Here is a 12,146-nt window from a genome sequence, read left to right as displayed (position 1 = left end):
CTTATTTGGTGCGCTGCCGGACGCGGCGGGCCGGCTGCGGGCTCTCCACCGGGGTTGCGAGATGGTCGTCGACCAGCCTGCTCAGGGCCCGCACGAGGACGTCGCGCTCGTCCTCGGGCAGCGAGTCGAGTGCCGCCGCGTGGACCCCGTCCACGAGCTGCTGGCTGCGGGCGGCGACCCGCGCCCCCTCCTCGGTGACCGCGATGATCCGGGCCCGGCGGTCCGTGGACGACGGCCGCCGCTCGGCGAGGCCGGCCTTCTCCAGGGCGTCCACCGTGACGACCATCGTCGTCTTGTCCATGTCGCCGATCTCGGCGAGCTGGATCTGGGTGCGCTCCTCCTCCAGGGCGTGGACGAGGACGCAGTGCATACGCGGCGTCAGGCCGATTTCGGCGAGCGCCGCCGTCATCCGGGTGCGCAGGACATAGCTGGTGCGGTCGAGCAGGAACGACAGGTCCGGTTTCGTCCGCCCGGGTGCCATCGAGGTCATGCCCCCAGCCTACCCAACTGGTTCCGTTCCGGATTATCTATGATCACCTGCATTGCGTCGTCTATGCTGGCCCCATGAACCGCACCGCGTGCACGAGCTGGTGGCCGTCCTAGGACGGCCGACACCATGCACGCCATCGGGCCGTCCCCTCGGACGGCCCTTTCTCTTTCCCGATGACGCGGCCGGTCCGGCGGGGGCCCCGGACAGAACCGAGGAGAGAGACCATGGAGACCACCACCCCCGAAGCACGAAGCCGCGAACTGGAAGAACGCATCGCCGCCGAACCCGCGGCGTTCCGGATCCTGACCGGCGACCGGCCCACCGGGCCGCTGCACCTCGGCCACTACTTCGGCACCCTCGCCAACCGCGTGCGGCTCCAGCGCGCGGGCGTCGAGCTGTTCGTCCTCGTGGCCGACTACCAGGTGCTCACCGACCGGGACGTCGCCGAGCGCCTGTCCGAGCACGTCGAGGGGCTCGTCGCCGACTACCTCGCCGCCGGGATCGACCCGTCCGCGGCGACGATCTTCCGGCACAGCGCCGTCCCCGCCCTGAACCAGCTCATGCTGCCGTTCCTGTCGCTGGTGTCGGTCGCCGAGCTGAGCCGCAACCCCACCGTGAAGGACGAGATCGCGGCGTCCCGGCAGGCGGCGGTCAGCGGGCTGATGTTCACCTACCCCGTCCACCAGGCCGCCGACATCCTGTTCTGCAAGGCGAACCTCGTCCCCGTCGGCAAGGACCAGCTCCCGCACCAGGAGATCACCCGGACGATCGCGCGCCGCTTCAACGAGCGCTACGCGCCGGTCTTCCCGGTGCCGGACGCGCTGCTGTCCGCCGCGCCGAGCCTCCTCGGCACCGACGGCCAGAAGATGAGCAAGAGCCGCGGAAACGCCGTCGCCCTGTCCGCCGGACCGGACGAGACCGCCCGGCTGATCAGGCGCGCGGTGACCGACGCCGAACGCCGGATCGCCTACGAGCCCGAGACCCGCCCGCAGGTGTCGAACCTCGTGCTGCTCGCCGCGCTCTGCCAGGGCCGCGACCCGCACGCCGTGGCCGCCGAGATCGGGGACGGCGGCGCCGCCGCGCTCAAGAAGGTCGTCACGGACTCGGTCAACGAGTTCCTCCGCCCGATCCGCGCCCGCCGCGCCGAACTCGTCGCCGACCGGGCGTACCTGCGCGGCGTCCTCGCCGAGGGCAACGCCCGCGCCAACGCCGTAGCCGACCGCACGCTTGAGGAGGTCAGGACGGCGATGAACTCCTAGCGCCCGAACGTCCGGCGCGAACCGTCAGCGCGCGCCGATGCCCCGCAGGACGACGGCCACCAGGTCGTCCACCGCGTCCGGGGACGCGCGCCGCGCGAGCTCCTCGCCCTGGAACAGCGTCGACAGGACCGGCTCGTGGCAGGCGCCGACGATCATGGAGGTGGCGGCGTCGACCGGCGCGCCCGCCGCGAGCCGACCGAGGTCGCGCTCGGCGCGCAGGTACCCGGCGAGCCGCGACCGCCAGTCCGCCTCCCCGCCGCTCAGCGCGGAGAACCGGGCGAGGACCTCGGGCTGCGCGATCAGGCCGGCCAGCGCGGGCAGCAGCGCGGTGTGCGCGGCCATGCCGTGCGCGACGTACGCCCGCAGGTTCTCCTCGACCGTCCCGGTGCCGGGTTCGGGGAGCGCCCCGAGCGAGCCCGCCACCGCCTCCGCGCGTGCGCGCAGCGCGTGCGCGAGCAGCTCCTCCTTGTCGGCGAAGTGGTTGTAGAGGACGCCGTCGGACACGCCGGCCTCCCGCGCGATCGCCCGGACGGTCAGCCCGGCCGTCCCGCGCTCGGCCATCATCCGCTCGGCCGTGGCGATGAGGTGTTCGCGCAGGGTCCGGTCGCCGGCGCGCAGCGCGGCCGCTCTTCGAGGTGTCATCACCCCGAATGGTAATGAGCGAGCTCGAACCCGTGGGCGGCGAGTTCGGGGAGGAAGCCCGGCTCGGCGGTGTCCTCGATGTGCCGGACGCCGGGCGGCAGCCCGTCCAGCCGCCGGACGACCATCGCGGCGACCAGGCCCGTCGCGCGGCTCTGCCGCCGCCCCGAGAACGACCGGACCGTCCCGCCGGACGCCGCCGCCACCGCGAAACCGTCCCCGCCGATGTGCACGCGGCGGAACAACGCCCGCAGCGGGGGCGCGTCCCGGAACCGCACGAGGCGGGGGAGGAGGGCGGTCATGGCGCGGGAGTCCAGGCACAGTCCCGTCCGGACGCGTCCGGGCAGGGTGTGCTGGTCGGAGAACGGGAAGTGGTGGACCGTCCGGACGCCGTAGGGGGCGGGGAACCGCATCCGCCACGATTCGCCCAGGTCGGCGAGCGAATCGAGGGTCCACTCCACGGCGGACGGCCCGTGCCGCTCGCCGGCGCCGATCAGGACGCCGATGTCGACGTCCGCGCCGTCGAACTCGCGGGCCAGCAGGTTGGTGACGCCGGGCGCGAGCCCCACGCTGAGCACCGCCGCCGCGCCCCGCTCGGTGGCGAGTCCGTCCAGCTCCTCGATCCCGGCGAGCACCGCGTAGGACGCGGACACGTCGACGTAGTGGACGCCCCGGGACAGGCACGCCCGCGCGACCCGCGCGTTGCCGGTCTCCGCGCACATGACGACGGCGTCGGCTTCGATGCGGCCGGGGTCGTCGCTCCGCAGATCGACGCGCATCGGGATCGCGCCGTCGACCGTGCGGGCCTTGGCGAGGTCGCGTCCGGCGACGACCACCTCCGGGACGTGTCCGAGCAGACCCGCCGCCACCTCGCGGCCGACCGCCCCGTACCCGCCGAGTACCACGACCCGATTCACCGGCGTGCGCGGATCAGCCGGGCGGTGCTGCGCAGGCGGACGGCGCCGTCCCGCTCGAACCGGGCCATCGCCTCGGTGAGCGTGTCGACCAGCTCGCCGTCCGCGCCGTAGTTGAAGCGGATCGGGCCCCAGCCGGCGAAGAACTCCGCCGCGTCGCGGGCGTCCCGTCCCCAGATCTGCTCGGCGTCCACCAGGTGCGTGCCGACGTCCCGGAATCCGGCGCCCTCCAGGACCTCGCGGACGTGGTCGGGATCGGCCAGCGACAGCGGCCCCCGGTGCCCGATCGGGGGCTCCGCCCGCGGCGGCAGCGCCTCGAACACCGCCCCGAGGTCGGACTGGCCGGGCGGCGTCATCACCAGGAACGCGACCCGGCCGCCGTCGCGCAGCGCCCGCTGGACGTTGCCGAACGCGGCGACCGGATCGGCGAAGAACATGACTCCGAACCGGCTCACGGCGACGTCGAAGGCGCCGTCCGGGAAGGGGTGGATCTGGGCGTCGCCCTGCTCGAACGCCACGTTCGCGACGTCCTCCTCCTGCGCGAGGGAGCGGGCGCGGGCGAGCATCGGCCCGGACAGGTCCACGCCCGTCGCGCCGCCGAGCCGTGCGCGCCGCGCCGCGAGCCGGGTGACCTGCCCGTTCCCGCAGCCGATGTCGATAACGCGGTCGCGCGGGCCGATCGCCGCGGCGTCCAGCAGGGCGTCGTTGAAGCCGCTGTTCACGGCGTCGTACCGGTCGTAGTGGCCGGCCCAGTGCTCGCCCTCGTACCCGTTCCACGCCTCGGCCTGATGAGTGTTGACGATGCCCGCCATGGCCCCCTCCTTATGAACGCTTGTTCATGAACATACGTTCATATCGTGGCCCCCGTCAAGGGCGCCGGGGAACCTCGTACCCGGACCGTTAGAACGGAATTGTCTGTTCCGGTAGTATGCGGGCATGGAGTCGACGGCACAGGCGCCCTTGAGCGGGCGCAAGGCGCAGGCGGCGCGGAACGACGAGCTGATCCGGGAGGCGGCGCGGGCGGTGTTCACCGCGGATCCCGGGGCGCCGATCTCGGCGGTGGCCGAGCACGCGGGGGTGGGGATCAGCGCCCTCTACCGCCGGTACAAGAGCAAGGAGGACCTGCTCCAGAAGCTCGCCGACGACGGGATGGACCGCTACCTCGCCGAGGTCGAGCGGGCGCTGGACGACGACGGCGACGCGTGGGAGGCGTTCGCCGGGTTCATGCGCCGCTGCCTGGACATCGGCGCCGGCTCCCTCACCATGCGGCTCGCGGGCGGCTTCGAGGTCACCGAGGAGATGGCCCGCAAGGGCAGGGAGATCCACCAGGCGACGGAGCGGCTGCTGGAGCGGACGCGGGAGGCGGGCGCGCTGCGTCCCGAGATCGAGGTCGGCGACGTCTCGGTCATGCTCGAATACCTGCACGGCGTCCGCATCGGGGACGACGAGCGGATGAACCGGCTCCAGCACCGCTATCTCGAATTGATGCTGGACGCCCTCCACCTGACGGGCGAAGAGGAGCTTCCCGGGCCGCCCCCCACCTGGCAGGAGCTGCGGGGCCGCTATGACGACTGACGGCGAACTGGGCACGAGGGCGCTGAACCGGGCGCTGCTGGCGCGGCAGATGCTGCTCGAACGGCACGACATGCCCGCCCTGGACGCCATCGAGCATCTGGTCGGGATGCAGGCGCAGGCGCCGAACCCGCCGCACGTCGGGCTGTGGAGCCGGCTCGCGGACTTCTCGTTCGACGACGTCGGCGCGCTGCTGACCGAGCGCCGCGCGCTGCGGATCGTGCTGATGCGCGGCACGCTGCACCTGGTCAGCGCCCGCGACGCCGGCGCGCTGCGGCCGCACACCCAGATCATCCTCGACAACTACCTGAAGTCGCGGGCCGCCGACCTCGCCGCCGTCGACCTGGACGCGGTCACCGCACACGCCCGCGCGCTGCTGGAGAAGGAGCCGCGCTCCGACAAGGACCTCCGGGCACTGCTGACCGAACGGTGGCCGCAGCATGACGTCGCCCTGCTCGGCTGGGCCGTCCGCACCCGGCTGCCGCTGGTGCAGGTCCCGCCGCGCGGCGTCTGGGGCGCGTCGGGGCTCGCGCGGCACACGACCCTCGACACGTGGCTGGACGGCCAGGCGGTCTCGGCGACCACCCTGGACGACGTGGTGCTGCGCTACCTGGCCGCGTTCGGGCCGGCGAGCGTCCAGGACGTCCAGCACTGGTCGGGCCTGACGCGGCTCGGCGAGGTCGTCGAGCGCCTCCTGCCGAAGCTCGTGACGTTCCGGGACGGGAACGGACGCACCCTCTACGACCTCCCGGAGGCGCCGCGCCCCGATCCCGATACGCCGGCGCCCGTCCGGTTCGTCCCGGACTTCGACAACCTGCTGCTCTCGCACGCCGACCGCGCCCGCGTCATCAGCGAGGAGCATCGCAAGCGGGTCTTCACGGTCAACGGCATCATCCGCGCGACGTTCCTCGTGGACGGCTTCGTCCACGGCATGTGGAAGATCGAGAAGAAGCGGGGCGAGGCGACGCTGCGCGTCGGCCCGTTCGCCCCGGTCCCGCGCCGGGACCGCGCCGCCCTTGAGGAGGAGGGCCTGCGCCTTCTCGCGGCCGCCCACCCGGAGGCGAAGTCGCACGCGGTGGAGTTCGGCTAGCCTCGTTTTCCGCGTCACCACGTCGTTGAGCTGCGGCGTGTTGTTGCTTCCGACGCGCTCATACCAACAACACGCCGCAGGTCAACGCACCCGGTGAACCTTGGCGCTCGCCGCGGGGCGCCGGGGGGTCAGCCGTCCCCGCGCGCGCAGGGGGCCTCCTGCGCCGGGTCCAGGGAGGCGAGGAGGGCGTGCAGGGTCGCGCGGAACTCGAGCATCTGGTCGCGGGTCAGGGGGTCGAACAGGTGGCGCCTGACCTCGGCGACGTGGCCGGGCGCCGCCTCGGCGAGGGCCGCGAACCCCGCGTCGGTCAGCCGCGCGATCGTGGTGCGGCGGTCGTGCTCGTGCTTGCACCGGCTCACCCAGCCGGCCTCCTCCAGCCGGTTGACGGCGTGCGAGAGGCGGCTCGGGGACGAGTGGACGATCTCGGCGAGCGCGGTCATCGTCAGCGCGCGGCCGGGCGCCTCCGACAGCATCGCCAGGATCATGTAGTAGGCGTGCGGCATGCCCGAGTCGCGCTGCAGCTGCCGGTCGAGGGCCTCGTTGAGCAGCCGCGACGTCCACAGGAAGGCGCGCCAGGTCTCCTGCTCCTCGTCGTCCAGCCAACGCGTCTCGGTCATGGCGCCATCCTACCGAAAAGCTTGAACACTCAAGACTTGAATGTTCAAGTACTTGCGAGTTATGGTTGAACCCTCAAATAAAGGGGATGATGACATGGCCCGGATGCCCGTGCTCTACCTCAGCCACGGCGCGCCGCCGCTCGCCGACGACGCCCTGTGGACCGGTCAGCTCGCCCGCTGGTCGGCCGGACTGCCGAAGCCGGAGTCGATCCTCATGGTGTCGGCGCACTGGGAGGAGGCACCGCTGAGCGTCGGCGCCACCCGCCCGGTGCCGCTCGTGTACGACTTCTGGGGCTTCCCCGAGCACTACTACCGCGTCCGCTACGACGCGCCCGGCGCCGCCGGCTTGGCCGCCGACGTGCGGAAACTGATTCCCGGAGTGCGTCAGGACGAGGAGCGCGGCCTGGACCACGGCGCCTACGTCCCGCTCGTGGAGATGTACCCGGACGCCGACGTCCCGGTGCTGCAGATGTCGATGCCCACGCTGGAACCGGAGCGGCTGTTCGAGATCGGGCGGAGCCTCGCGCCGCTGCGCGACCAGGGCGTCCTGATCGTCGGGAGCGGATTCACCACGCACAACCTGCGGGAGCTCCGCCCGGAGCCGGACGCGGCGCCGCCCGCCTGGTCGGCGGAGTTCGACGAGTGGACCGACCGCGCGGTGAAGGGCGGCGACATCGACGCCCTGCTCGACTTCCGCGCCAAGGCCCCCGCGGCGCGCATCGCGCACCCGCGGACGGAGCATTTCGCGCCGCTGTTCATGGCGCTGGGCGCGGACGCGGACGACGCGTCGGACCGCCGGTCGGTGATCGACGGCTACTGGCTCGGGCTGGCGAAGCGCTCGTTCCAGTTCGGCTGACCGGCCATGGCGGGCCGGTAGGGCGGGCCCGTCGGGGCTAGTCGGACGCGGCGTCCATCCGGGCGAAGCCCGTGCGCCACGAGGTGACCCGCGGCTTCCAGCCGAGGCTCAGCGCCTTCGCGTTCGACACCGGGCGGCCCGTCGACGCGGCGTGCTTCCCGGCGCTGCCCGGATGCGGGGCGCCGATGGCCGCGCTGTAGACGGGCAGCCAGTCCGCCGTGGTCGCGGGCTCGTCGTCCACGATGTTGACCGCCCCGGCGGGCCAGTCCAGCGCCGCGAGCGCCGCCGACGCCGCGTCGTCGGCATGGACGAAGGACGTCCACGACGGCGCCGGGCGCAGGGTGCCCGCGCGTACCCGCTCGGCGATCGCGCCGTCCGGGGCGTACCAGGTGCCGGGCCCGTAGAGCGCGCCGTACCGCAGCACTACGCCGTGCGCCATCTCGCCCACCGCGTCCTCCAGCGCCGCGACCCCCGCGTACGGGGGCAGGGACGAGTCCAGCGGGTCGGTCTCGACGGCCGCCGCGTCGCCCGGCACGTACAGCCAGGCGATGCTCTGCGCGATCATCGTCTCGACACCGGCGGCCCGCGCGGCGTCCACCAGGTGGCGGGTGCCGGTGATCCGCAGCTGCGAGTTGGCGTCGAAGTCCTCCTCGCTGAGGTCGGTGAGCTGGTGGATCACCGCGTCCGGGCGCTCGGCGGCGACGGCGTCGCGCACCGCAGGGCCGTCCAGCATGTCCACGACGACCGGCGCGGCGCCGAGATCGCGGAGCAGGCCGGCGCGTTCGGTACGGCGCGTCGTCCCCGCGACCTCGTGGCCCGCCTGGACGAGCAGCGGGATCAGCCGGCGACCGACGACTCCGGTCGCTCCGGCGAGGAGAATCTTCAAGGGGGTACCTCCGCGACTGTCACGCCTTTGTGAGAGCGTCTGTCAACACTGGGCCCGGCGTTCGGCATGGTAGTGCCCCCGCGTCCGGCCGGACGAAGTCGGACGAGCCGCACCCGCCACCGGAACCTCGTCCGCCTTGAGCGTACCGCCGGGAACCGCCCGAACGCGTTTCACCTCCGGCGCGGGCGAGAATTCATGTTTCGGACGGGTCCGGCCACAGCGGAGGAAGCGCACATGAAGATCACTCTGGTCCGCGGCGACATCACCGAGGAGAAGGTCGACGCGATCGTGAACGCGGCCAACTCGTCCCTGCTGGGAGGCAGCGGCGTGGACGGCGCGATCCACCGCCGGGGCGGGCCGGAGATCCTGGACGAGTGCCGCCGGCTGCGCGCCTCCCACTACGGCGGCGGCCTGCCGACCGGGCAGGCGGTCGCCACCGCGGCCGGCCGGCTGCCCGCCCGCTGGGTGATCCACACCGTCGGCCCGGTCTACTCCGCCACCGAGGACCGCTCCGACCAGCTGGTCTCCTGCTACCGCGAGTCCCTGCGCGTCGCCGACGAGCTGGGGGTCGGGTCGATCGCGTTCCCGGCCCTGTCGGCGGGCATCTACGGCTGGCCCCTGGACGACGCCGCCCGCATCGCCGTCGGCACCGTCCGCGCCACCTCCACCCTGGTCGCCGAGGCCCGCTTCGTCCTCTTCGGGGACGACGCCTACGCGGCCTTCGAGGAGGCGGCGGCCAGCCCCAGCCGCCCTTAGGCGCCGTCGCCGGTCGCCGTCGCTAGTCGTCCTCCTTGGGCGGGGGCACGACCAGGACGGGGCGGTGGGCGTGGTGCAGGACGCGGGTCGAGACGCTGCCCAGGATGACCGACCGGGCGCCCGCGAGGCCGCGCGAGCCCGTGACGACGAGGGAGGCGTTCAACTCGTCCGCGACGTCCACGATGGCGGCCCACACGGGCCCGCCGCCGCGCTCGGCCCGGACCGTCACGTCGGCCAGCCCCGCGGCGCGGGCGAGGTCGGCGCCCTTGCGGGCGAGCTCCTCGGCCTGCTTCTCCTCCTCGTACTTGTCGCCGGGAGCCTCGGCGGCGACCGGCACCGCGGCGGCGAGCGGCGCCCAGCTGAGCTGGGTCAGCAGCGGCTCCCACACCGTCATGATCACGGTCGGCTCGGACTTGAGGTGGCGCGCCGCGTATTCGACGGCGGCCTGCGCGTCGTCAGAACCGTCATAGGCGATGAGAACTGTCATATAGGTGACATGTCCAAGATCACTCGCGCTCGAACCCGAACGCCGCGCACAGTGGCGGATCTCTCAGCCGGACGCCGGGGCGCGGCCTTCGCCGGGCGGGCCGGCGAACGCCTGGGCGATGTCCAGCCAGCGGTCGGCGTCCGGGCCGGTCGCGACGAGAGCGAGGTCGGCGCGGTGGCGGCGCTGGCTGACGGCGTGGCAGAAGTCGAGCGCCGGGCCGGTCACGGACTGGCGCGCGTCCGCCGGACCCCACGTCCACACCTCGCCGCCGGGCCCCTCCAGCGCGACGCGGAACTCCTCGGCGGGCGGCTCCAGCCCCCGGTTCCGGTACGAGAAGTCGCGGGTGCGGACGCCGATGTGCGCGACATGGCGGAGGCGATGGGTGGGCTCGCGCCGGACGCCGACCGCGTCGGCGACGTCCTCGCCGTGCGCCCACGTCTCCATCAGCCGCGCGGTCGCCAGCGTCGCGGCGCCCATCGGCGGGCCGAACCAGGGGAGCCGGGTGCCGGACGGGACGGCGGCGAGGGCGTCCACCATGCGGCGGCGCCCGTCGCGCCAGCGGGCGAGCAGCTCCGCCGGATCCTTGGCCCCCTCCCGCGCGCCCGCCTCGACGAAGCCCTCCGGGTCGGCGAGGGCCTGTTCGAGCAGTCCCGCGAACGCCTCGGGATCGGTCGCGGAGACGATCGCCTGGTCGTCGGTCCAGGCGAGGTGGGCGATCTGGTGCGCGATCGTCCAGCCCTCGGCGGGGGTCGGGTCCGCCCAGCGGGCGGGCGGAAGCGGCGCGACGAGGGCGTCGACGGAGTCGCCCTCGGCGGCGAGGTCGGCGAGCAGGGAGTGCAGATCCGGCATTGCGCCAGGATCGCCCGCCGCGGCCCCGCCGGTACAGGACCCCCGCCTACAAAACCGAACGAGGTTCTTTAGTCGAGGAGCGCACGGGCGGCGGCGTAGTCCGCCTTGCCGTTGGGGAGCCGGAGGCCGCCGTCCGTGCGGACGAACGCCTTCGGGATCTTGTAGCGGGCCAGGTGCTCGGCGCAGCCCGCGCGCAGCTCGTCGTCGGACGGGCCGCCGGCCGGGCTCACCACCGCGACGATCTCCGTCCCCCAGCGCTCGCTCGGGCGGCCGACGACCAGCGCGTCCGCGACGCCGGGCAGCCCGCGCAGCACGGACTCGACCTCCTCCGCGAACACCTTCTCGCCGCCGGTGTTGATCGTCGTGGCCTCCCGCCCGTGCACCTCGACGGTGCCGTCCGCGAGCAGCCGCGCCCGGTCGCCCGCCACCACCAGCCGCTCGCCGTCCAGCGTCAGGAACGTGGCCGCCGTCTTCTCCGGGTCGCCGAGGTAGCCGAGCGGGATCGAGTCGCCGCCCTTGGCCAGCCAGCCCGTCTCGTCCTCGCCGGGCGCGAGGCGCCGGGACCGGTCGGCCGACAGCACGGCCGTCCCCGGCTGCGCCGCGAAGGTCCGCGCCGACGCGCCGCTCCGGGTCACCTGGAACCCGGACTCCGACGACCCGAGGACGTCCACGATCCGGGAGTGGGGGAGGAGTTCGAGCATCCGCGCCTTCACACCGGGGCTGATCGCGGCGGCGGAGTTCACGAACGAGCGGAGCGCGGACAGGTCGTGGGGGCGGGCCTCCAGCGCCTCGACGATCGGGCGCGCGAACGCGTCCCCGACCAGCGGCATCCGGGTGACGCGCTCGCGCTCGGCGGTGGCCATCAGGTCGGCGGCGTCCAGGCCGTCCACCCGGTCGGGGAACACCACGCAGCCGCCGCCGCACCAGGCGCCGAGCGAGGACCACGTGCCCGCGCCGTGCATGAGCGGCGGGCCGACCAGGACCCGCACGTCGCCGCGGACGGCCCGCTCCACGGCCTCGCCGAGGTCGGTGACCGGCGCGCCGTCGCGGCGCCGCAGGCCGAGCGGGCCGAGCATCAGGTCGCCGATCCGCCACAGCACGCCCTTCGGCATGCCCGTCGTGCCGCCGGTGTAGAGGATGTGCAGGTCGTGCGCGTGGGGCCGCACCGGCAGCGGGTCCGGGGACGCCTTGGCGAGGGCCTCCTCGTAGTCGAGCGCGCCGGGCAGGAGGGCGGCGCCGGACTCGTCCGCCACCTGGAGCAGCAGCGGGCGCCCGCCCTCGCCTCCGCCGAGCCGGTCGATGACGCGCCCGATCGCGTCCGCGAACCGCGCGTGGTAGAGCACCGCGGCCGGGCGGGCGTCGCCGAACAGGTGGGCGAGCTCGTCGTCCACGTAGCGGTAGTTGACGTTGAACGGCGCGACCCGTGCCTTGTGGGCGCCGACCAGGCCCTCCAGGTACTCGGGCCCGTTGTGCAGGTAGAGCGCGAGGTGGTCGTGCGGCGACTCCCACGGGTGGGACGCCGTGCCGCGCAGGCCGAGTCCGTGCCCGTGCAGGACGTTCGCCAGCCGCCGCGTCCGCTCGGCGTTCTCCCGCCAGGTGGCGCGGCGGTCGCGCCACACCAGGCACTCGCGGTCGGGGACCGCGGCGGCGATGGCCTCGTGCAGGGTCGCCAGGTCGAGCATCGGCACTCTCCTCAGGGGACGGCGTCGGCAGCACCGTAACCGATAACTT

The 12,146-nt window shown here is 73.7% G+C and carries 14 protein-coding genes; 5 read left to right on the top strand and 9 right to left on the bottom strand.

The window, feature by feature from the left end:
• Position 1 precedes the first annotated feature (1 nt).
• Positions 2–490: a MarR family winged helix-turn-helix transcriptional regulator gene (locus tag SM611_RS01760; RefSeq protein WP_371946984.1), complete on the bottom strand. Its 489-nt coding sequence runs from the start codon at positions 488–490 to the stop codon at positions 2–4.
• Between the two features lie 224 nt (positions 491–714).
• Between SM611_RS01760 and trpS the strand changes: the two genes are divergently transcribed.
• Entirely contained in the window at positions 715–1,749 is a 1,035-nt protein-coding gene (gene trpS, locus SM611_RS01755; RefSeq protein WP_371946983.1) for a tryptophan--tRNA ligase, read from the top strand.
• Positions 1,750–1,773: 24 nt separating this feature from the next.
• Here the strand turns inward: trpS and SM611_RS01750 are convergent, their stop codons facing one another.
• From SM611_RS01750 to SM611_RS01740, 3 genes are read right to left on the bottom strand one after another with little or no spacing between them, the layout of a single operon-like run.
• Positions 1,774–2,391, bottom strand: coding sequence for a TetR/AcrR family transcriptional regulator (locus SM611_RS01750; RefSeq protein WP_371946982.1), 618 nt, complete (start codon positions 2,389–2,391; stop codon positions 1,774–1,776).
• Entirely contained in the window at positions 2,391–3,305 is a 915-nt protein-coding gene (locus SM611_RS01745) for a saccharopine dehydrogenase NADP-binding domain-containing protein (RefSeq protein WP_371946981.1), read from the bottom strand. The genes SM611_RS01750 and SM611_RS01745 overlap by 1 nt, the downstream gene beginning before the upstream one ends.
• Positions 3,302–4,114: a class I SAM-dependent methyltransferase gene (locus SM611_RS01740; RefSeq protein WP_371946980.1), complete on the bottom strand. Its 813-nt coding sequence runs from the start codon at positions 4,112–4,114 to the stop codon at positions 3,302–3,304. Before SM611_RS01740 ends, SM611_RS01745 begins: the two co-directional genes overlap by 4 nt.
• Positions 4,115–4,238: 124 nt before the next feature.
• Between SM611_RS01740 and SM611_RS01735 the strand changes: the two genes are divergently transcribed.
• Together SM611_RS01735 and SM611_RS01730 are read left to right on the top strand one after the other, a co-directional pair.
• Positions 4,239–4,877 carry a TetR/AcrR family transcriptional regulator gene (locus SM611_RS01735; protein WP_371946979.1) on the top strand — a complete coding sequence of 213 codons (639 nt, stop codon included), beginning with the start codon at positions 4,239–4,241 and terminating at the stop codon, positions 4,875–4,877.
• Positions 4,867–5,964 carry a winged helix DNA-binding domain-containing protein gene (locus SM611_RS01730; RefSeq protein ID WP_371946978.1) on the top strand — a complete coding sequence of 366 codons (1,098 nt, stop codon included), beginning with the start codon at positions 4,867–4,869 and terminating at the stop codon, positions 5,962–5,964. The genes SM611_RS01735 and SM611_RS01730 overlap by 11 nt, the downstream gene beginning before the upstream one ends.
• Before the next feature lie 128 nt (positions 5,965–6,092).
• Here SM611_RS01730 and SM611_RS01725 read toward each other — a convergent pair whose 3' ends face one another.
• Positions 6,093–6,581 (bottom strand): MarR family winged helix-turn-helix transcriptional regulator, encoded by a 489-nt coding sequence (locus tag SM611_RS01725; RefSeq protein ID WP_371946977.1) that lies wholly within the window; start codon positions 6,579–6,581, stop codon positions 6,093–6,095.
• Positions 6,582–6,675: 94 nt separating this feature from the next.
• Between SM611_RS01725 and SM611_RS01720 the strand changes: the two genes are divergently transcribed.
• Positions 6,676–7,437 carry a dioxygenase family protein gene (locus SM611_RS01720; RefSeq protein ID WP_371946976.1) on the top strand — a complete coding sequence of 254 codons (762 nt, stop codon included), beginning with the start codon at positions 6,676–6,678 and terminating at the stop codon, positions 7,435–7,437.
• Positions 7,438–7,474: 37 nt separating this feature from the next.
• Here the strand turns inward: SM611_RS01720 and SM611_RS01715 are convergent, their stop codons facing one another.
• Positions 7,475–8,323 carry an NAD-dependent epimerase/dehydratase family protein gene (locus SM611_RS01715; protein WP_371946975.1) on the bottom strand — a complete coding sequence of 283 codons (849 nt, stop codon included), beginning with the start codon at positions 8,321–8,323 and terminating at the stop codon, positions 7,475–7,477.
• A gap of 234 nt (positions 8,324–8,557) precedes the next feature.
• Between SM611_RS01715 and SM611_RS01710 the strand changes: the two genes are divergently transcribed.
• The gene (locus tag SM611_RS01710; RefSeq protein ID WP_371946974.1) at positions 8,558–9,079 is read left to right on the top strand and encodes an O-acetyl-ADP-ribose deacetylase; all 522 of its coding nucleotides are present in this window, start codon (positions 8,558–8,560) and stop codon (positions 9,077–9,079) included.
• 22 nt (positions 9,080–9,101) lie between these two features.
• On the opposite strand, the gene SM611_RS01705 is transcribed toward SM611_RS01710, so the two are convergent.
• The 3 genes from SM611_RS01705 to SM611_RS01695 all read right to left on the bottom strand — a co-directional run bounded on the left by SM611_RS01705 (position 9,102) and on the right by SM611_RS01695 (position 12,097).
• Positions 9,102–9,566, bottom strand: a complete 465-nt coding sequence (locus SM611_RS01705; RefSeq protein WP_371946973.1) for a universal stress protein — start codon at positions 9,564–9,566, stop codon at positions 9,102–9,104.
• 63 nt (positions 9,567–9,629) lie between these two features.
• Positions 9,630–10,415: a TIGR03084 family metal-binding protein gene (locus tag SM611_RS01700; protein WP_371946972.1), complete on the bottom strand. Its 786-nt coding sequence runs from the start codon at positions 10,413–10,415 to the stop codon at positions 9,630–9,632.
• 68 nt (positions 10,416–10,483) lie between these two features.
• A complete protein-coding gene (locus SM611_RS01695) occupies positions 10,484–12,097 on the bottom strand; it encodes an AMP-binding protein (protein ID WP_371946971.1) in 1,614 nt (537 codons plus the stop codon).
• Positions 12,098–12,146 lie beyond the last annotated feature (49 nt).

This window comes from Actinomadura monticuli, from assembly GCF_041463655.1.
Taxonomy (GTDB): Bacteria; Actinomycetota; Actinomycetes; order Streptosporangiales; family Streptosporangiaceae; genus Spirillospora; species Spirillospora monticuli.
The sequence above is the reverse complement of the archived record's forward strand: the minus strand, read 5'-3'. Positions and strand labels throughout refer to the sequence as shown.